The sequence below is a fragment of the Pseudomonas sp. CBZ-4 genome (assembly GCF_000346755.1).
Lineage (GTDB): Bacteria > Pseudomonadota > Gammaproteobacteria > Pseudomonadales > Pseudomonadaceae > Aquipseudomonas.
In genome coordinates, this window is record NZ_ANNV01000055.1 from 19,344 (window position 1) to 39,551 (window position 20,208).

18 protein-coding genes are annotated in these 20,208 nt (G+C 63.9%); 12 read left to right on the forward strand and 6 right to left on the reverse strand.

The window, feature by feature from the left end; translation table 11 throughout:
* Positions 1–50: 50 nt before the first annotated feature.
* Genes B348_RS0107075 through B348_RS0107090 form a run of 4 tightly spaced genes read right to left on the reverse strand, consistent with a single transcriptional unit; the run spans position 51 to position 3,722 of the window.
* Positions 51–842 (reverse strand): ABC transporter permease, encoded by a 792-nt coding sequence (locus B348_RS0107075; RefSeq protein WP_017735442.1) that lies wholly within the window; start codon positions 840–842, stop codon positions 51–53.
* Positions 839–1,570: an ABC transporter ATP-binding protein gene (locus B348_RS0107080; protein WP_017735443.1), complete on the reverse strand. Its 732-nt coding sequence runs from the start codon at positions 1,568–1,570 to the stop codon at positions 839–841. Before B348_RS0107080 ends, B348_RS0107075 begins: the two co-directional genes overlap by 4 nt.
* Positions 1,567–2,526 (reverse strand): YVTN family beta-propeller repeat protein, encoded by a 960-nt coding sequence (locus B348_RS0107085; protein WP_017735444.1) that lies wholly within the window; start codon positions 2,524–2,526, stop codon positions 1,567–1,569. Before B348_RS0107085 ends, B348_RS0107080 begins: the two co-directional genes overlap by 4 nt.
* 29 nt (positions 2,527–2,555) lie before the next feature.
* Positions 2,556–3,722, reverse strand: a complete 1,167-nt coding sequence (locus B348_RS0107090) for an ABC transporter substrate-binding protein (protein WP_017735445.1) — start codon at positions 3,720–3,722, stop codon at positions 2,556–2,558.
* Positions 3,723–3,874: 152 nt separating this feature from the next.
* Here B348_RS0107090 and B348_RS0107095 point away from each other — a divergent pair, with 152 nt between their 5' ends.
* Both B348_RS0107095 and B348_RS0107100 read left to right on the forward strand, forming a co-directional pair.
* A complete protein-coding gene (locus B348_RS0107095; protein ID WP_017735446.1) occupies positions 3,875–5,137 on the forward strand; it encodes a histidine kinase in 1,263 nt (420 codons plus the stop codon).
* Positions 5,134–5,760: a response regulator transcription factor gene (locus tag B348_RS0107100; protein ID WP_017735447.1), complete on the forward strand. Its 627-nt coding sequence runs from the start codon at positions 5,134–5,136 to the stop codon at positions 5,758–5,760. Before B348_RS0107095 ends, B348_RS0107100 begins: the two co-directional genes overlap by 4 nt.
* A gap of 144 nt (positions 5,761–5,904) precedes the next feature.
* Here the strand turns inward: B348_RS0107100 and B348_RS0107105 are convergent, their stop codons facing one another.
* Both B348_RS0107105 and exaA read right to left on the reverse strand, forming a co-directional pair.
* Positions 5,905–6,552, reverse strand: a complete 648-nt coding sequence (locus B348_RS0107105; protein WP_026136621.1) for a pentapeptide repeat-containing protein — start codon at positions 6,550–6,552, stop codon at positions 5,905–5,907.
* Positions 6,553–6,710: 158 nt separating this feature from the next.
* Positions 6,711–8,603: a quinoprotein ethanol dehydrogenase gene (exaA, locus tag B348_RS0107110; protein ID WP_081609207.1), complete on the reverse strand. Its 1,893-nt coding sequence runs from the start codon at positions 8,601–8,603 to the stop codon at positions 6,711–6,713.
* Between the two features lie 256 nt (positions 8,604–8,859).
* Here exaA and pedF point away from each other — a divergent pair, with 256 nt between their 5' ends.
* The 10 genes from pedF to B348_RS0107155 all read left to right on the forward strand — a co-directional run bounded on the left by pedF (position 8,860) and on the right by B348_RS0107155 (position 20,112).
* Positions 8,860–9,321: a cytochrome c-550 PedF gene (gene pedF / locus B348_RS0107115; RefSeq protein ID WP_017735450.1), complete on the forward strand. Its 462-nt coding sequence runs from the start codon at positions 8,860–8,862 to the stop codon at positions 9,319–9,321.
* A gap of 3 nt (positions 9,322–9,324) precedes the next feature.
* The gene (locus B348_RS0107120; RefSeq protein ID WP_017735451.1) at positions 9,325–10,200 is read left to right on the forward strand and encodes an ABC transporter substrate-binding protein; all 876 of its coding nucleotides are present in this window, start codon (positions 9,325–9,327) and stop codon (positions 10,198–10,200) included.
* Entirely contained in the window at positions 10,197–10,946 is a 750-nt protein-coding gene (locus B348_RS0107125) for a quinoprotein dehydrogenase-associated SoxYZ-like carrier (protein WP_017735452.1), read from the forward strand. Before B348_RS0107120 ends, B348_RS0107125 begins: the two co-directional genes overlap by 4 nt.
* A 16-nt stretch (positions 10,947–10,962) precedes the next feature.
* Entirely contained in the window at positions 10,963–11,892 is a 930-nt protein-coding gene (locus tag B348_RS0107130) for a quinoprotein relay system zinc metallohydrolase 1 (RefSeq protein ID WP_017735453.1), read from the forward strand.
* A gap of 107 nt (positions 11,893–11,999) precedes the next feature.
* On the forward strand, positions 12,000–13,775 hold the full coding sequence (locus B348_RS0107135; protein WP_017735454.1) for a PQQ-dependent methanol/ethanol family dehydrogenase: 1,776 nt from the start codon (positions 12,000–12,002) through the stop codon (positions 13,773–13,775).
* Positions 13,776–13,896: 121 nt separating this feature from the next.
* Positions 13,897–15,417: an aldehyde dehydrogenase family protein gene (locus B348_RS0107140; protein WP_017735455.1), complete on the forward strand. Its 1,521-nt coding sequence runs from the start codon at positions 13,897–13,899 to the stop codon at positions 15,415–15,417.
* 241 nt (positions 15,418–15,658) lie between these two features.
* On the forward strand, positions 15,659–15,730 hold the full coding sequence (gene pqqA / locus B348_RS1000000130745; RefSeq protein ID WP_020289857.1) for a pyrroloquinoline quinone precursor peptide PqqA: 72 nt from the start codon (positions 15,659–15,661) through the stop codon (positions 15,728–15,730).
* Positions 15,731–15,858: 128 nt separating this feature from the next.
* Positions 15,859–17,022 carry an alcohol dehydrogenase-like regulatory protein ErcA gene (gene ercA, locus B348_RS0107145; protein ID WP_017735456.1) on the forward strand — a complete coding sequence of 388 codons (1,164 nt, stop codon included), beginning with the start codon at positions 15,859–15,861 and terminating at the stop codon, positions 17,020–17,022.
* Complete coding sequence (locus tag B348_RS0107150; protein WP_017735457.1) at positions 17,006–18,376, forward strand: hybrid sensor histidine kinase/response regulator; 1,371 nt, start codon at positions 17,006–17,008, stop codon at positions 18,374–18,376. Before ercA ends, B348_RS0107150 begins: the two co-directional genes overlap by 17 nt.
* A 257-nt stretch (positions 18,377–18,633) precedes the next feature.
* Entirely contained in the window at positions 18,634–20,112 is a 1,479-nt protein-coding gene (locus tag B348_RS0107155) for a DASS family sodium-coupled anion symporter (protein ID WP_017735458.1), read from the forward strand.
* The last annotated feature ends 96 nt before the right edge of the window (positions 20,113–20,208 follow it).

Below are 20,208 nucleotides of genomic sequence, written 5' to 3' on the forward strand. Positions count from 1 at the left end.
TGCCTTGGGAATGCGACGATAGACAGGAAAACCAGTACCAAAGTAGTAGATCAGCCCTTTTTGCGCAGGGCCGCGTGCTGTGGATTGAAGGTCAGCACCGCCAACAGCGTGAACACCCCGGTCAGCCCCAGGCACACCAGCAAGGCCAGGCCGGCGAAGCGCTCGTACAAGGCAAAGCGCACCAGCTCCACCGCGTGGGTGAAGGGGTTGACTGCGCACAGCCAGTACAGCCACTCACTGGAATCGCGCATCTTCCACAGCGGGTAGAGCGCCGACGACAGGAAGAACAGCGGGAAAATCACGAAATTCATCACCCCGGCAAAGTTCTCCAGTTGGCGGATCGCATTCGACAACAGCAAGCCCAGCGCGCTGAGCAGCAACGCCACCAGCAACAGCGCCGGCAAGGCCGTCAGCAAGCCCATGGCCGGCGGTTGCACGCCATACACCCAGGCAATCGCCAGGAACCCGTACACCTGCAACAGCGAAATCAACGCGGTGGCCAACAGCTTGCTGCACAGCAAAAACGTGCGCGGCAGCGGGCTGGTGAGCAGCACGCGCATGCTGCCCATCTCGCGGTCGTAGACCATCGCCAGCGAGCCTTGCATGCCGTTGAACAGCAGGATCATGCAGGCCAGCCCCGGGATGATGTAGACCTCGTAGGGGATGTAGGTGTCGTAGGGTTCGATCACCGAGATGCCCAGTGCCGCGCGAAAACCTGCGGCGAACACCAGCAGCCATAGCAACGGCCGCACCAGGGCACTGAGAAAGCGCGTGCGCTGCAACACAAAGCGCAGCCACTCACGCAGGACGATGCCGCTGAAACATTGCCAATAGGCGTTCATGCCGCCACCTCTGCACAGGTCAAGCGCGCGAACAAACCGCCCAGGTCGTCGCCTTGCTCGTGCAGCAGTGTGTCGAGTTGCCCGCTGGCCACCAGGCGGCCCTGATGCAAAATCATCAGGGCGTCGTCAGCCTGCACCTCATCGAGCAAGTGGGTGGTCCACAGCACACTGAGGCCCTGTTCCCGGCACAGCGTGCGCAGGTGTTGGTTCAGCGCGAGACGGCTGGCTGGGTCGAGACCGACGCTGGCTTCATCGAGCAGCAGCAAGCGCGGCTCATGCAGTAACGCGCGGGCGATTTCCACGCGGCGACGGTGGCCGCCATTGAGTTCGCGGACCTTTTCCCGGCGCCGCTCGCCCAGCGTCTGGCGCTCCAGTTCGGCCTCGACCCGCAACCCGGTCTGGCGCCGCGACAGCCCATGCAGCGCGGCGTGGTAACGCAGGTTCTGTTCCACGCTGAGGTCCAGGTCCAATGTAGTTTGCTGGAACACCACACCGAGTTGGCGCAACGCTTCACGGGGCGCCTCGCGCAAGGAATGACCGCCGACGTGGATGTCGCCGCCCTGCAAGTCATACAGCCGCGTGAGCAGCGCAATCAGCGTCGATTTGCCCGCGCCGTTGGGCCCCAGCAACGCGGCAAACCGCCCGGGTTCCAGGCTGAAACTCACGTCACGCAAGGCCTGCCGCGCGCCATAGGCAAAGCCGATGCCGCGGGCGTCCAGGGCGTTCATGGCGTCACCACCACGCCCCACGGATAACGCCCGACCTTGACCGACTTGAGCACCTTGCGACTGTCCACGTCGATCACCGACACGTCGCCGCTCACGCCGTTGGTGGCCAGCAACTGTTTCTCGTCCGGGGTGAATGCCAGCTGCCACACGCGGCGGCCCACCAGCAGGTAGTCGAGGATCTCGTAGGTCTTGGCGTCGATCACCGCCACATGGTTGGCCGGGCCGAGGGCGACAAAACCGTACCTGCCATCGGCACTCAGCTTGATGCCCACCGGCTGCACCTTGTCCGGGTGCACGCCCTTGATCTTGAAGGTCAGGGTCTTGAGGATCGCGCGGCTGGCCACGTCGAGGATGGTCACGGTGCCGCCGATTTCCGCCGAGGCCCACAGCTGCGAACCGTCGTGGTTGAACTCGACAAAACGCGGACGCTGGTCCACCAGGGTGCTGTCGGCCAGGGTCTGGGTGCTGGTGTCGATCCAGTGCAGCATGTTCGTGGTTTCGCTGGTGTTCACCGCCCACTTGCCGTCCGGGCTTACGGCCATGCCTTCGGGCTCGACGCCGACGTTGACTTGGGCGAGCACCTTGGAGGTCTCGGTGTCGATCACCGTGACCAGCGCATCGTCTTCGTTGGAGACGTACAGCCAGCGGTTATTGGGGTGCAGGGCAAATTGCTCGGGGTCTTTGCCGGAGGGCAGTTCCTTGATGATCTTGCGCGTGGCCACGTCCATCACCTGCACGCGGTCCGAGTCGCTGGCGCAGATGTACAGCAGCTTGTTGTCGTGGGACAGCAGCAGGCCGCGCGGGCGCTGGCCGACCTTGATCGTGTCGGTGACTTGCAGGGTCTGCATGTCGATCAGGCTCAGGCTGTTGTCTTTTTCGTTGGAGACCCAGGCCGTGGCGGCCACGGCGTGTCCGGCGGCAAGCAGCAGTGCGCAGGCGAGCAGGGTGCGGCGCATGGCGTATTCCTTATTGTTGTTGTGAAGGTTCAGGGAAAGCGGCAGGTCACCTCGGGTTTGTCGTAGCCCAGGCTGTCCATTTCGTTGAAGGGGTGCAGGAAACCGTCCTGGGGCGAAGTGCTCACCAGCGCGCGCGGTTGCACGATGGGGATCGGCTGGCGCAGCTGGCCATTCCACGGGCGGTAGCTGAGCTTGCGGCCCTTGAAACCGTCCAGCGGCAGTTGCTCGCTGATGTGCAGCTGGCGGATGCTCATCGGGTCCACCTGGCGCAGCTTGCTCACCGCGCTGGCCACGCTGCGCACGGCCATCCAGGCGGCGAAGTCGCGGTCGTTCATCCAGCGCCCGGCGAGGGCTTCGAAGCGTTTTTGCAGCTGGGCGGCGCCATAGGTTTCCACGGTCTTGTGCCAGCCGGTGGGCGTCAGGCCCTGGGTGCCGGCGACCGGGCGCGGGTACCAGGTCTGGTAGGGCACGTACTCGCCAAAGTCGCCGCGCTCGTCGGCCACCAGCACCACGTCGTATTCGGCGGTCTGGGTGAAGAGGGGCATATCGGCCTGGGCGCTGCGGCGTTGGTCGTTGTCGAAACGCCATTCCTTCTCCGCCACCAGTTGCACGCCAAAGCGCTTGGCGGCGCGGCGCAGGGCGGCGGCGTAGGCGCGGTCGTCCTCGGTGGGGCCGACGATCAGCAGCGCCTTCTGCCATTTGCGCACCACCAGGAACTGCGCCAGCGCGTCGGCGAGCATGGCGCGGCTGGGCAGGGTGTGCAGCACGTTGCCCAGGCAGGCGGTGCTGCGCAGGCTGTCGTCGGGGCTGCCGGCGTTGAACAGCAGGCTGTCGGGCAGGGCGGCGCTGAGTTGGCGCAGGCTGGCGGCGGGGGCGTTGACCACGAACAGGCGCAGGCCCTGGTCGTGCTGTTGTTGCGCGGCGGCGAGCAGCGCCTCGGGGCTGTCCACCGTGGCGTCGCTCAGGCTGTAGCGCTGGTTGAGAAAGGCGCCGGTGCTGTTGCTGTCGATGATTGCCAGTTCGGCGCCGCGCAAGCCGGCATCGGCCGGTTCGGGGATCACGTTGGACAGTAGCGGCCCCGGGTCCGGTCGATAGCCCAGGTAGCCGATCTGCACCTGCAACGGCGCCTCGGCGGCCTGGCCGGCGGTGGCCCAGGTGAGTGCCAGCAGGCAGATCACGGCGAAAGGGTTGCGCATAAGGCACTCCATGACAGGTAGCGCCAGCATATAAAGCCCCGCTACCCCTGCAAATATGCAGAAAGTAGCGCTGGGGCAGTACCAAGGTAGTAGCTCGCCGCGCGCGATGGGGTCTTAGCATGGAGCCTCAATCGGCCGTTCGGGAGTGGGACATGTCGGCGCTCTGGCGGATCAACCTGTGGGTGTGTGGCTTCTTCGCCGTGGTCACCTGTGCCTGCACCGCGTTGCTGATGCACCAGGCCTTGGCGGATGTGGAGCGCGAGCTGCAATCGGCCGAAGCCGTGGTGCATTACCTGAGCGAAACCGCCGCCCGCGACCCCGCCAGCCTGCAACCGCGCCTCACCGCCAGCCTGCGCCATGTGCGCGTGCATTGGCTGGCGCCTGACGCAACCCTGCCAGCGCCAGAGCAGGACGAGCTGGACGCCTGGCTCGGCCGGCTACTGTTCGCCCAGGCACGCCACAGCCCGCAGGTGCTGGATTTGGCCGATGGCCGGCGCGTGGCCATCGCCGTCGACCCGCGTGATGAAATCGATGAAGTCTGGGACTCCTTGCAGCAACTGCTCGGCCTGTGTGCGCTGGCATTGGTCCTGAGCCTGTTGACCATCCGCTGGGCGGTACGCCGTGGCATGGGCGTGCTGGATGAGCTGCTGCTAGCCCTGCAACAGGTGTGCAGCGGCCGTCTCAACGTGCGCCTGCGCAGTACCGGGATGCCCGAAGCGCAACAACTGGCGCTGCACTTCAATCGCATGACCGACGCCCTCGAACAGGCGCGCACCGACAACACCCGCCTCACCCAAACCCTGCTGGCGGTGCAGGAACAGGAGCGCACCCGCCTGGCCCAGACCCTGCACGATGACCTCGGCCAGTACCTGGCGGGGATTCGCGCGCAGGTGTGCCTGTTGCCGCTGATCGCCCACCAGCCGCAAACGCTGGCGCGCACCGTGCAGCTGCTGGAAGAACACTGCGAGCACTTGCAGCAGGGCTTTCGCGAGCTGGTCCACGACCTTTATCCGGTGGCCTTGCAGCACCTGCCAATGGCCGAGGCGTTTGCCATGCTGGTGATGCAATGGCGCGCCAGCCATGGCATCGACTGCCAACTGCAAGTCAGTGAGGCGCTGCCGCCGTTGTCCCCGGCCAACAAGACCCACCTCTACCGTTTGCTCCAGGAAGCCTTGACCAACATCGTGCGCCACGCCGACGCCAGTCAGGTGCGCGTGCGCCTGCAACATCGCGGCACGCGCTTGCGCCTGTGGGTGCGCGACAACGGCCAGGGCGCGCAACAACCCCAGCGCCCCGGCGTCGGCCTGCACTCGATGTACGAACGCGCCCGCTGCCTGGGCGGTGAATTGAAGATCGTCAGCCACCCCGGCAAAGGCTGGGCGCTGGCGCTGGACATGCCTGCGGAGGCGCTATGAATATTTTGTTGGTGGATGACCACGCCGTGGTCCGCCAGGGCTACGCCAGCCTGTTGCGCGCGTTGCTGCCGGCGATTGAAGTGCGCGAGGCGGCCAGTGGCGAAGAAGCCCTGGCACGGGTGCACGAAGCGGTGCCGAACCTGGTGATCATGGATTTTGGCCTGCCCGGCATCAGCGGCCTGGAAACCACCCGGCGCCTGCGCCAACGCTTGCCGCAACTGCGGGTGCTGTTTTTCAGCATGCACGATGAGTTGCCGCTGGTACGCCAGGCACTGGACGCAGGGGCAGCGGGCTACCTGACCAAAAGCTCGGCACCCCAGGTGTTGATCGAAGCGGTGCGGCGCATCCTCGACGGCCACGCCTACATCGAACAACCCCTGGCTACCCAGTTGGCTTGCCAGCCCACCGACCCGCGCCTGCACAGCATGACCCCGCGTGAGCTGGAGATTTTCCTGATGCTCGCCAAAGGCACCCCGGCCCGGCAGATTGCCGAGCAGCTGAGTATCAGCAGCAAGACCGTGTCGAATCACTTGACCCTGCTCAAGAGCAAGTTGCAGGTCAGCTCTCATGCGGAGTTGGTGCATGTGGGGATTGATCTGGGGGTGGTGAGAGTCGCCGGCTAATTTTGCCTGATGTACACCGAACCCTGTGGGAGCTGGCTTGCCTGCGATGGCATCACTGCGGTCTGACTGACAGACCGAGTTGCCTGCATCGCAGGCAAGCCAGCTCCCACAGTGGACCGGGTTCACAGATCAAAATGAGGGGCTCTATCGATCCCAGGTGGTCGGGCAGTCCTTGCAGCCTTCCATATTGGCGTCCTGGAAGTTGGCGTAGTGCTGGCGGCTGCCACTGAGCGTGGCTTTCTCCAGATTGCTCTCCCCAAACTTGGCTTCTTGCAGATTAGCATCGCTGAGGTCTGCGCCTTGCAGATCCGCCTTGCTCAACCAGGTCATTTCCAGGTCTGCCGCCCGCAGGTTGGCCTTGTGCATTTTGGCCCCCGACAACCGCGCAAATTGCAGGTACGCAGCGCTGAGGTTGGCGTTTTCAAATTGCGCGCCCTGGGCAAACATTCCCCAGCCTTGTACGGCCATCAGCGTGGCGCCGGTAAAGTCGGCGAGGCGCAGGTTGGCTTGTTGCAGGCTCGCGCGGGTGAGATTGGCGCCTTGCAGCTGGGCTTTTTCCAGGTTGGCCAGGTCGAGGTTGGCGTGGCGCAGGTCCGCGTCGCGCAGGTCGGCGCCGGCCAGGTTCATGCCGCTGAGGTTCTGGTTGCGCAGGTTGGCGCCTTTGAGGTTGGCGCCGGGGCATTGGCTGTGTTCGGCGAGGGTGCAGCCGTTGATGATCAAGGGGGCGTCGTCGCCATCGTCGGCGTGGGCTAAAGGTAGGGATAGCAGGAGTAATAAAGGCAGAATTTTCATCACAAAACCTCTGTGGCGAGGGAGCTTGCTCCCGCTCGACTGCGCAGCAGTCGCAAAACCTGGCTGCACAGTGTTGCAGGAGGAAAAGCGGGGCCGCTTCGCAGCCCAGCGGGAGCAAGCTCCCTCGCCACAAAAGCGGGCCCCGCATTAGCTAAAGGTTATTTTTGCGCGGTCTTCTGATCCCAGCTCGGGATCTTGAACACCCAGAATGACCCGCCCTGTGCCACCGGCTTGGTCAACTCGGCCATGTCGCCACCCCACAACGGCACCGCGCCGCCATAACCGACGGTGACGCCGATGTACTGCTCGCCATCCTGTTCCCAGGTAATCGGCGGCGAGACGATGCCGCTGCCGGTCTGGAACTTCCACAGCTCCTTGCCGGTTTTCGCGTCGAAGGCCTTGAAGAAGCCATCGCCGGTGCCGGTGAACACCAGGTTGCCCTTGGTCGCCAGCACGCCGGCCCACAGTGGCAGGTGTTCCTTGTGCTCCCACACCACCTTGCCGGTGGTCGGGTTCATTGCGCGCAGGGTGCCGACGTGGTCGTCGTACATGCGCTTGATGCGGAAGCCCATGCCCAGGTAAGCCGAGCCCTTCTTGTAGTTGACCTCTTCGGTCCAGTATTCCTCTTTCCACTGGTTGCCGGGGATGTAGAACAGGCCGGTGTCCTGGCTGTAGGCCATGGGGTTCCAGTTCTTGCCACCGAGGAACGGCGGCGAGACTTCCACCGGCTTGCCCTTGGTTTCACCCGGCAATGGCTTGGCCGGACGCTGGCCTTCGTTTTCCACGGGGCGCCCGGTCTTCAGGTCGATATGGCTGGCCCAGGTGATGTTGTCCACGAACGGGAAGGCGTTTTGCAGCTTGCCGTTGTTGCGGTCCACCACATAGAAGAAGCCGTTGCGGTCAGCGTGGCCGGTGGCCTTGGTGACCTTGCCGTCCTTGTCCTTGTAGTCGAACAGCACCAGTTCGTTGTTGCCGGAGAAGTCCCAGGCATCGTTGGGCGTGTGCTGGTAGAACCACTTCACTTCGCCGGTGCTTGGGTCGACGCCGACCTGGCCCGAGGTGTAGAGGCTGTCGAAGTCGTGGGGGTTGCCGTCCTTGGAGGTGCGCGCCCAGGTGTTCCACGGGCCGGGGTTGCCGGCGCCGACGATGATGGTGTTGGTCTCGGCATCGAAGCTTGCGCTCTGCCAAGGGGCGCCGCCGCCGTGGCTCCAGGCCTCGACCTTGCCGGTTTCGGTGGTCGGATCATCCGGCCACGACGGCGCCTTGACGTCGCCGGTGGGGGTGCTGTCCTTGCCATTGAGGCGGCCCATGTGGCCTTCGACGAAGGGGCGCATCCACACTTCTTCGCCGGTGTCCGGGTCGCGGGCATACAGCTGGCCGACCACGCCGAATTCATCGCCGGAGCTGCCGTGGATCAGCAGCACTTTGCCGGTGACCTTGTCTTTGATCAGCACCGGTGCGCCGGTCATGGTGTAGCCGGCGGCGTGGTCGCCGAATTTCTTGTTCCACACCACTTTGCCGGTGTTTTTGTCGAGGGCGATCAGGCGCGCGTCGAGGGTGCCGAAGTAGATCTTGTCGCCGAAGATCGCCGCGCCACGGTTGACCACGTCACAGCACGGGCGAATGTTGTCGGGCAGGCGGTGGTTGTAGGTCCACAAGCGTTTGCCGGTTTTCGCGTCGAGGGCGAACACGCGGGAATACGAGCCGGTGACGTAGACCACGCCGTCGCTGACGATGGCCTGGGATTCCTGGCCGCGCTGCTTCTCGTCGCCAAAGGAATACGACCAGGCGGGCGTGAGCTTGAACACGTTCTTGTCATTGACCTGGGCCAGCGGGCTCCAGCGCTGGGCGTTGGTGCCCATGCCGTATTGCAGCACATCCTTGGTGGTCAGGTGGTCGTTGGCGATGTCTTCCCAGGTGACGTTGCGCGTCGTCTTGGCAGGTTCGGCGGCGGCGAAACTCGCCGCACTGAAGGACAGGCTGCCCACCAGCAAAAAGGCTTGCACGGCAAGGCTTAGAGGGGAGCGGGAGGGGAGCGATCTTATTGTCATGGTTTGCAGTTCCCAGTGGAGGTTTTGGCCTGCACAGGGTGGTGCGCCGGGGCGGTGGCTGGATACGGAAAAATTCCCGCTGTTGCCGGGAAGACTTCCCGAACCGCCGCTGATTTGGGTGTGCCCCACAAGCCCTACTACCAAGGGACTAGAGCGCGGCCACCAAAGCAGCATACGGTGCAGGACGGCGGGTTCCTAAGATGGTTGCCATAGCCTCTGCAATGGGGTTTGCGTGCAATCTGAGAGGACAACAATAATGACAACAAAACGCAACGCCTTGCTCGTGGCCGGCCTGCTGGTGGGTGTGATCAATGTGGGCGCCGTGTGGGCCCATGGCAACGTGGTGCCGCAAGCGGTGGAAACCAAAGGCCTGACGCCGATCAAGGACGCGGGCGTGCCGCTCGATGGCGACGGCTGGGCGGCCAACAACCCGTATCGCAAGTCCCCTGAGCACGACAAGGCCGTCGAAATCGGCTCCTCTGCCTACAACCAGAACTGCGCCGCGTGCCACGGGCTGGAGGCGAAGTCCGGTGGTATCGCGCCGGACCTGCGCATGCTCGACGAAGGCGACGCCGGGGATGAGTGGTTTGTCGAACGCGTGCGACACGGCGCCGTGCGTGACGGCCGCGTGTACATGCCGAAAATGGCCGACTACCTGAGCCAGGAAGCCCTGTGGGCGGTACGTACCTACCTGGATTCCGTGCGCGTCGAGGAGTAAGCCATGCGCCTGATCAGCCTGGTGTTGAGCCTGGCCTTGCTGTGCTGCCAGGCGGCACAGGCGCAGGTGCGCAGCTATGACCAGATGATCGCCGCCGGCGAGTTGAAAGTGGCGGTGTACAAGGATTTCGCCCCCTACAGCTTCGACGACGGCGGCACCCCGCGCGGCGTCGACGTGGAACTCGCCCAGGCCCTGGCCAAGGCCCTGGGCGTGCAGCTGCGCCTGATCTGGGCGCCGGCCGGCGAGAAACTCGACGACGACCTGCGCGACTACATCTGGCGCGGCAGCCAACTGCATAACCAGCAGTTGGCCGACTTGATGATGCGCGCGCCTTACGACCATGAGTACACGCAAAAGCGCAACGATCAGGGCGAGCTGGAAAACGGCCATGTGGTGATGTTCGGGCCGTACCAGAACGAACAATGGCAGGTGGCCTATGACCGCCGCCGCCTGGACAGCGTGGCCAGCGTGGCGGTGTTCCAGGAACACCCGATTGGCGTGGAAGTGGACAGTGTGCCCTCGTTCTATCTCACCTCGGTGTTCAACGGCATGCTGGCGGGCAAGACCCGCCACTATGCCAACGTGCCCCAGGCCTTTGCGGCGATGAAAGCCGGGGAGGTCGATGCGGTGATGGCGATGCGTGGCGAGATCGACTGGCAGGTGCATGAGGCCCGCGACCCGCAACTGGCCCTGGCGGAAAACGCTTACCCGAACATGGGCCGACAACGGTGGGAGATCGGCATGGCGGTGCATGAAAGCAACCGGCAACTGGCGTATGCCGTGGAAGAGGCGCTGGAAGGCCTGATCCGCGACGGCAGCCTGCAAGCCATCTACAGCCATTACGGCCTGCGCTACGAAGTGCCCGAGATGTACCAATGATCCGGCGCCTGATTTGCCTGCTGGCCTGCCTGTTGCCATGGGCGGTGCACGCCACCGAGGTGGACCCGGTGCCGTCGGTGATGTGGGCGTTCTATCACAAGCAATTCCTCGACAATGCGCCGTTCGTGTTCGACGAGCGGGTCAAGCTACTGGCGCCGCCGTTCGCCGAGGATGCGCGGCAGGTGCCGTTGGAGATCGACGCACGGGCGTTCAAGGGCAGGGTGGTGCGCATCTTCGCCTGGGCCGAACTGAATCCGTTGCCGAAGATCGTCGACTTCCAGCCCAAGGCCGGGGTGTTGCCGTGGCTGGCGCTGCGCATCCGCATCGAGCAGGCCACGCCGCTGCGTGCCGCCGTGCTCACCGATGACGGCGTGTGGCACGTGGGCTCGACGTTGATCGACGCTGCCGGCGGTGGCTGCACCGCGCCGAGCGTGGTGCGCACCCAGCCGGGTTGGGAAGAGCATATCGGCGAAGTGCTCGGCGGCCGCTACCCGCGTGGCGAGTACAGCCGCGTGCGCGTGCAGGTGGCGCACCCGATGGACAACGGCATGGTCAGCGGCATCCCCGAGTTCTACCTCAACCACGCGCAATTGCTCGGCGACAAAGGCCAGGTGATGGCCGAGCTGGAGCTGTTCCCGGCCGTCAGCGAAAACCCCAACCTGGCCTTCGACATCGAAGGCGCCGGGCAGACGCGCCTGGTCCTGCGTGACAACAGCGGCAACGAGTTCGACGCGGCCATCCCCTGACTAAAAGGAGCGCGGCATGCGCTGGATACTGTTGTTGTGCCTGGGCCTGTGCCTGCCCGCCCTGGCCGAGATGGACTACGCCCTCAAACCCCGGCAGATCGCCGAAGGCACCTGGCTGCTGGAAGGCAGCACCGACAACTTCGCCAAGGCCAACGGCGGCAATATCGTCAATGTCGCGTTTATCGTCACCGAGGCGGGCGTGGTGGTGATCGACACCGGGCCGTCCAGGCGTTACGGCGAAGCCCTGCGCCAGGCCATCGCCAGCGTTACCGCCAAGCCGGTGATCCAGGTGTTGCTCACCCATCATCACCCCGACCATGCCTTGGGCAACCAGGCGTTCAAGGACGTGCCCATCGCCGCCCTGGCCGACACCACAAAGCTGCTGCACGAGCAGGGCGACAGCATGGCGGAAAACCTCTACCGCATGGTCGGCGACTGGATGCGCGGCACCGAAGTGGTGTTGCCCACCGAGGTGCTGGAGCCCGGTTTACGTAGCTTTGGCAACCACGATTTACGCCTGCTGGCGTTGACCGGCCACACTGGCGCCGATCTGGCGATTCTCGACCAGAGCACCGGCGTGCTGTTCGCCGGCGACCTGGTGTTTTACCAGCGCGCCCTGACCACGCCCAACAGCCCCGGCCTCGCCGCCTGGCTGGCCGACATCACCACCCTGCAAGGTCTGCCCTGGACCCTGGTGGTGCCCGGCCACGGCCCGATTGCCACGGACGCGCAGCCCTTCGAACAGATGCGCGACTACCTGACCTGGCTCGATCAATTGCTGCGCGACGGCGCCGCCCACGGCAGCGACATGACCGAGATGATCCGCAGCCCGATCCCCGAACGCTTTGCCGCGATCAGCCTGAGCCGCTACGAACTGATCCGCAGCGTCAGCCACCTGTACCCGCGCTACGAGCGCGCGCAGATGCACCCGCTACTAAGGAACTAGCAAACTCGATACTGCGGTCAATTGTGACAACTGCCCCTGCGCCCAAGAATCTGCAGCAGATCGGGAAAATTTCCCGGGTATAACAAAAAACCGCAGAGGTAGCCGTCATGACCCAACCCGCACGCCGCCAACCCTTCGCCTTGAGTGTGTTGCTCGGTGCCATCCTGTTGTCCGGCCAGGCCCTGGCCGCTGTCACCGACCAGGACATTCTCCAGGACCCGAAAAACCCCGAGCAGATCGTCACCAACGGCCTCGGCGTGCAGGGCCAGCGCTACAGCCCGCTGGACACGCTGAACGTCGACAACGTCAAGGAACTGCGCCCGGTCTGGGCGTTTTCCTTTGGCGGCGAGAAACAGCGCGGCCAGCAGGCGCAGCCGATGGTCAAGGACGGGGTGATGTACCTCACCGGTTCCTATTCGCGGGTGTTTGCGGTGGATGCGCGCACCGGCAAGAAACTCTGGCAATACGACGCGCGCCTGCCCGACGACATCCGCCCGTGCTGCGACGTGATCAACCGGGGCGTGGCGCTGTACGGCGACCTGGTGTTCTTCGGCACCCTCGACGCCAAGCTGGTGGCCCTGAACAAGGACACCGGCAAAGTGGTGTGGAGCAAGAAAGTTGCCGACCACAAGGAAGGCTACTCCATCAGCGCCGCGCCCCTGGTGATCAACGGCAAGCTGATCACCGGCGTGGCCGGTGGCGAGTTCGGCGTGGTCGGCAAGATCGAAGCCTACGACCCGAAAAATGGCGACTTGCTGTGGAGCCGCCCGACCGTCGAAGGCCATATGGGCTACGTGTACAAGGACGGCAAGGCGGTGGAGAACGGCATCTCCGGCGGCGAAGCGGGCAAGACCTGGCCCGGCGATCTGTGGAAGACCGGCGGCGCGGCGCCGTGGCTGGGCGGCTACTACGACCCGGAAACCAACCTGCTGCTGTTCGGCACCGGCAACCCGGCGCCGTGGAACTCGCACCTGCGCCCGGGCGACAACCTCTATTCGTCCTCGCGCCTGGCGCTGAACCCGGATGACGGCACCATCAAGTGGCACTTCCAGAGCACGCCCCACGATGGCTGGGACTTTGACGGCGTGAATGAACTGATCTCGTTCAACTACAGCGAAGGCGGCAAGGAAATCAAAGCCGCCGCCACCGCCGACCGCAACGGCTTCTTCTACGTGCTCGACCGCACCAACGGCAAGTTCATCCGCGGCTTCCCGTTCGTGGACAAGATCACCTGGGCCACCGGCCTGGATAAAAATGGCCGGCCGATCTACAACGACGCCAGCCGCCCCGGCGCGCCGGGCAGTGAAACCAAGGGCACTTCGGTGTTCGTCGCCCCCGCGTTCCTCGGTGCGAAAAACTGGATGCCGATGGCCTACAACCGCGACACCGGGTTGTTCTACGTGCCCTCCAACGAGTGGGGCATGGACATCTGGAACGAAGGCATCGCCTACAAGAAAGGTGCGGCGTTCCTTGGTGCGGGCTTCACCATCAAGCCGCTGAACGAAGACTACATCGGCGTGCTACGCGCCATCGACCCGAAGACCGGCAAGGAAGTGTGGCGCCACAAGAACTTCGCGCCGCTGTGGGGCGGGGTGCTGACCACCAAGGGCAACCTGGTATTTACCGGTACGCCGGAAGGTTTCCTGCAGGCGTTCAACGCCAAGACCGGCGAGAAGGTCTGGGAATTCCAGACCGGTTCCGGCGTACTCGGTTCGCCTGTGACCTGGGACATGGATGGCGAGCAATACGTCTCGGTGGTCTCTGGCTGGGGCGGCGCGGTGCCGCTGTGGGGCGGTGAAGTGGCCAAGCGCGTCAAGGACTTCAACCAGGGCGGCATGCTCTGGACCTTCAAGTTGCCCAAGGAGCTGGTGGCCAAGCACTAGTTCTACGACCAAATGACCATAGCCCCCCTGCCAACGGCGCATACGCCCGGCAGCGGGGGCTCTTTACTATCGGCTCATCGCCTGTTGACCGACAGGCCCGGACCCCGACAGAGGCCTCACCATGATCTACGCACAACCCGGCACCCCTGGCGCCATCGTCAGCTTCAAGGCGCGCTACGGCAACTACATCGGCGGTGAGTTTGTCGCACCGATCGATGGCAACTACTTCACCAATACCTCGCCGGTCACCGGCGAAGTCATCGCCGAGTTCCCGCGTTCCAGCGCCGCCGACATCGAAAAAGCCCTCGACGCCGCCCACGCCGCCGCCGATGCCTGGGGCAAGACCAGCGCCCAGGACCGCTCCCTGGTGCTGCTGAAAATCGCCGACCGCATCGAGCAGAATCTCGAAGTGCTGGCCGTCGCCGAAACCTGGGACAACGGCAAGGCCGTGCGCGAAACCCTCAACGCCGACGTGCCCCTGGCCGCTGACCATTTCCGCTACTTCGCCGGTTGCATCCGCGCCCAGGAAGGCGGCGCGGCCGAGATCAACGAACTGACGGCGGCCTATCATTTCCACGAACCGCTGGGCGTGGTCGGGCAGATCATCCCGTGGAACTTTCCGCTGCTGATGGCCGCGTGGAAACTCGCGCCAGCGCTGGCTGCCGGTAACTGCATCGTGCTCAAGCCGGCCGAGCAGACGCCGTTGTCGATCATGGTGTTTGCCGAGCTGATCAATGATTTGCTGCCACCCGGCGTGCTGAACATCGTGCAAGGCTTTGGCCGCGAAGCGGGGGAGGCGTTGGCCACCAGCAAGCGCATCGCCAAGATCGCCTTCACCGGTTCTACCCCGGTGGGCGCGCACATCATGCATGCGGCGGCCGAGAACATTATTCCGTCCACCGTGGAACTGGGCGGCAAGTCGCCGAACATCTTCTTCGAAGACATCATGCAGGCCGAGCCTGCGTTCATCGAAAAGGCTGCCGAAGGTTTGGTATTGGCGTTCTTCAACCAGGGCGAAGTGTGCACCTGCCCGTCGCGGGCGCTGGTGCAGGAGTCGATCTACGATGCGTTCATGGCCGAGGTGATGAAGAAGATCGTCAAGATCAAGCGCGGCAACCCGTTGGACACCGAAACCATGGTCGGTGCGCAGGCGTCGGAGCAGCAGTTCGACAAGATTCTCTCGTACCTGAAAATTGCCCAGGAAGAGGGTGCGGTGTTGCTCACCGGCGGCGCTGCCGAGCGTTTGGAGGGTGACCTTTCCAGTGGTTATTACATCCAGCCGACGTTGCTCAAGGGGCACAACAAGATGCGCGTGTTCCAGGAGGAAATCTTCGGGCCGGTGGTGGGAGTGACCACGTTCAAGGATGAAGCTGAAGCGCTGGCGATTGCCAACGATAGCGAGTTTGGCTTGGGTGCTGGGTTGTGGACGCGTGATATCAACCGTGCTTACCGCATGGGGCGGGCGATCAAGGCGGGGCGTGTTTGGACTAACTGCTATCACTTGTATCCGGCGCATGCGGCGTTTGGGGGGTACAAGAAGTCGGGGGTGGGGCGTGAGAATCACAAGATGATGCTGGATCATTACCAGCAGACCAAGAACCTGCTGGTGAGCTACGACATCAATCCGCTGGGCTTCTTCTAACCCTGCAGACTTGAAATGCAATCCCCTGTGGGAGCTGGCTTGCCTGCGATGGCGGTGTATCAGTTACACGTTTGTAGCTGACCCACCGCTATCGCAGGCAAGCCAGCTCCCACATTTGGATCCCTGTGTGTCTGAGACCATTGCACTGCGCCAACTCCTTCGAAAGTAGCATTCGCCCCCTCGGCCCCCCATGCATTAATGACCCAACCGGAATCTCCCGGCACAACAAGAGGAACGCCCCATGTGGAAAAAACCCGCGTTTACCGACCTGCGTATCGGCTTTGAAGTGACCATGTACTTCGCCAGCCGTTGATCGACCCTCCGGCCAGCCTCGTGCTGGCCGGTGCTGCATGGAAGATGACTCTTTGGTCTGATTGCAATCGCCCAAGGATCGGTTAGTGTGGAGCGCATTCTTCCAAAATAATAAGAACAGGCTTTCCAATGAGCCCAAACCTGAGCCTCCTGCGTAAATTCGTCTCTCCTGAAATCATCTTTGGCGCCGGCTGCCGGCACAACGTCGGCAACTACGCGAAGACCTTCGGCGCGCGCAAGGTGCTGGTGGTCAGCGACCCCGGGGTGATCGCCGCCGGTTGGGTCGCCGATGTGGAAGCCAGCCTGCAAGCCATCGGCATCGACTACTGCCTGTACTCCGCCGTGTCGCCCAACCCTCGGGTTGAGGAAGTAATGACCGGCGCCGAGGTGTACCGTGAAAACCACTGTGATGTGATCGTCGCCATCGGCGGCGGCAGCCCGATGGACTGCGGCAAGGCCATCGGCATTGTGGTCGCCCATGGGCGCAGCATCCTTGAATTCGAGGGCGTGGACACCATTCGTGTGCCCAGCCCGCCGCTGATCCTGATCCCCACTACAGCCGGCACTTCGGCGGATGTCTCGCAATTCGTGATCATCTCCAACCAGCAGGAACGCATGAAGTTCTCCATCGTCAGCAAGGCGGTGGTGCCGGATGTGTCGCTGATCGACCCGGAAACCACGGCGAGCATGGACCCGTTCCTGTCCGCCTGTACCGGCATCGACGCGCTGGTGCATGCCATTGAGGCGTTTGTTTCCACCGGCCACGGCCCGCTGACCGATCCCCATGCGCTGGAAGCGATGCGCCTGATCAACGGTAATCTGGTGCAGATGATCGCCAACCCCACGGACATTGCCCTGCGCGAGAAGATCATGCTCGGCAGCATGCAGGCCGGGCTGGCGTTCTCCAATGCGATCCTGGGCGCGGTGCATGCGATGTCCCACAGCCTCGGCGGCTTCCTCGATCTGCCCCATGGATTGTGCAACGCGGTGTTGGTGGAGCATGTGGTGGCGTTCAACTACAGCTCGGCGCCGGAGCGTTTCAAGGTGATTGCCGAGACGTTTGGCATCGACTGTCGCGGCCTCAATCACCGGCAGATCTGCGGGCGTCTGGTGGACCATCTGATCGCGTTGAAGCATGCGATTGGCTTCCATGAAACCCTTGGTCTGCATGGGGTGCGTGTGGCGGACATTCCGTTCCTGTCCGAGCATGCGATGGATGACCCGTGCATCCTCACCAACCCGCGCGCGTCGAGCCAGCGTGACGTCGAGGTCGTCTATGGCGAAGCACTCTGACGACCCGCAGCGCGCACTGTCGGCGCTGCTGGGGCTGGGCGACCAGTCGGCGCGCAAGAGCCATTACCCGGAACTGACCGCGCGGCTGGATGAACTGGAGGCCGAGCGCAAGCGCTATATCCGCCTCAACGACGAGCTGGAGCAGCGCGTCGCCGCGCGCACCGACGAGCTGCTGGAGGCCAACCACAATCTGCAACAGCAGATCGCCCAGCGTGAGCAGATCGAACAGGACCTGCGCGACGCCCGTGACGCCGCCCAGGCCGCCAACCGCAGCAAGGACAAATACCTTGCGGCCGCCAGCCACGACCTGCTGCAACCGCTGAATGCCGCGCGCCTGTTGATCGCCACCTTGCGTGAGCGCCAGTTGCCCAGCGTCGAACAGGTGCTGGTGGAGCGCACGCATCAGGCGCTGGAAGGCGCCGAGGACTTGCTCACCGATTTGCTGGATATCTCGCGACTCGACCAAGCGGCGGTCAAGCCAGATGTGGCCCTGTATCGCCTGGATGAAGTGTTTGCGCCGCTGGTCTCGGAGTTCCAGTCGGTGGCCCAGGCGGCCGGGTTGAATCTGCGGGTGCACACCGGGCATTACGCGGTGCGCACGGACCTGCGGCTGTTGACGCGGATCCTGCGCAACTTTCTCAGCAATGCCTGCCGCTACACCGATGAGGGCTGCATCCTGCTGGGGGCGCGACGTCGCGGTGATTGCCTGCGCCTGGAGGTGTGGGACACCGGGCGCGGGATTGCGGCAGACCGGCTGGAGGCGATCTTCCTCGAGTTCAACCAGCTCGACGTCGGCCGCGCGGCGGATCGCAAGGGGGTGGGGCTGGGCCTGGCGATTGTCGAGCGGATTGCCGAGATCCTTGGTTATCCGATTGCCGTGCGCTCCTGGCCGGGGCGGGGCTCGATGTTCAGCATCGAAGTGCCGCTGAGCGCCGAGATGCCCGAGGCGATCAGCCAACTGCCGGCGCAACCGAGCACCGGCAACCCGCTGCCGGGCCGGCGTTTGCTGGTGATCGACAACGAAGTCAGCATCCTCGAAAGCATGAGCGCGCTGCTCGAGCAGTGGGGCTGCGAAGTGCTCACCGCCACCGACCAGGCGGGCGCGCTGGCGGCGTTGCAGGGCAGGGTGCCGGAGCTGATCCTTGCGGACTATCACCTCGATCACGGGGTGGTGGGCTGTGCGGTGGTCAAGCATCTGCGTGAGCACTTCGCCTGCAACATCCCTGCGGTGATCATCACTGCGGACCGCACCGACCAGTGCCGCCGTGCCTTGCGCCGGCTGGAAGCGCCGTTGCTGAACAAACCGGTCAAACCCGGGAAGCTCCGGGCTGTACTGAGCCAACTGCTCAGCTGAATCCGCAGATCTTGCTGTGTAAACCCGATCCCCTGTGGGAGCTGGCTTGTGTGGGAGCGGGCTTGCCCGCGATGGCGGTGTGTTAGTCAAAGAAGGGGTGACTGATACACCGCCATCGCAGGCAAGCCAGCTCCCACAGTTGGATGTGTGCCTGGCTCAGAGAGCATTCGCAGTGGCAGCGATTGATACCCGTCAACACGGAGTGCGGCAATTTGCGCCATGCTTGCCGCCTGATTCAAAGGCTGACGGAGCCCACCATGAACGCCCCCGCAACAACCGCCCCATCCTTCAAACTCCCCCTGGGCCTGGTCGTCGCCGTGCTGGTGATGGCCGGGGTGCTGCTGTTGCCGCTGCCCGCCGATTTGCCGGTGGCCGGGCATCGCATGCTGGCGATCCTCGCGTTTGCCGTGGTGGTGTGGATCACCGAGGCGGTGTCCTATGAAGCCAGCGCGATCATGATCACTTCCCTGATGGCGTTCCTGCTGGGCACGGCGCCGTCGCTGCAAGACCCCACGCATCTGATCGGCACCAGCCCGGCCATCAGCATGGCGTTGACCGGGTTTTCCAACCCGGCGCTGGCGCTGGTGGCGGGCGCGCTGTTTATCGCGGCGGCCATGACCCATACCGGTCTCGACCGGCGCATTGCCCTGGTGACGTTGAGCCGGGTCGGCACCAGCACCCGGCGCATCCTGCTGGGGGCGATTGCCGTGACCATTCTGCTCAGCCTTGTCGTGCCCAGCGCCACGGCGCGCAGTGCCTGTGTGGTGCCGATCATGATGGGCGTGATCGCCGCGTTTGGCGTCGACAAGCGTTCGAATATCGCCGCCGGCATCATGATCGTGGTGGCCCAGGGCACCAGCATCTGGAACGTCGGCATCCAGACCGCCGCCGCGCAGAACCTGCTGACCGTCGGCTTTATGGACAAGATGCTCGGCCAGCGCGTGTCGTGGATCGACTGGCTGATCGCGGGCGCGCCGTGGGCGTTGATCATGTCGGCGGTGTTGCTGTTTCTGGTGCTCAAGCTGCTGCCGCCGGAGACCGATAGCATCCCCGGCGGTAAAGAGGCGGTGGCCCAATCATTGGTGGACATCGGTCCCATGACCGGGCCGCAGAAGCGCCTGCTGGGCGTGTCGGTAGTGTTGCTGCTGGCCTGGGCCACGGAAGGGCGCCTGCATAACTTCGACACCACCTCGACCACCTACGCCGGGTTGGTGTTCCTGCTGTTGCCGGGGCTTGGCGTGATGACCTGGAAGGATGTGCAGTCGCGCATTCCGTGGGGTACGGTGATTGTGTTTGGCGTGGGCATCAGCCTGGGCACGGCGCTGCTGACCACCCAGGCGGGGCAGTGGCTGGGGGCTACGGTGGTGGCGCACACCGGGTTGGATCAGGTGGGGCCGTTGGGGGTGTTTGCGATCCTGGGGGCGTTCTTGATTCTGATCCACTTGGGGTTTGCCAGTGCCACGGCGTTGACCTCGGCGTTGTTGCCGATCCTGATTGCGGTGTTGCAGACCTTGCCGGGGGATTTCAGCCGGTTGGGCATGACCATGCTGTTGGGGTTTGTGATGAGCTACGGGTTTATCCTGCCGATCAATGCACCGCAGAATATGGTGTGTTTGGGGACTGGGACGTTTACGGCGCGGCAGTTTGCCAAGGTGGGGATTTTGGTGACGCTGATTGGGTATGGGTTGATGTTGGTGTTTGCCGCGACTTATTGGAGTTGGTTGGGGTGGATTTGAGGGCCCTGGAGTAGTGGTGTACATATCCGTTTTTTGGGTAACGGCCACCTAGGGTTCCGCCCTTACGGCGGCTCACTTTGGAAAAGCCGGAGTGCC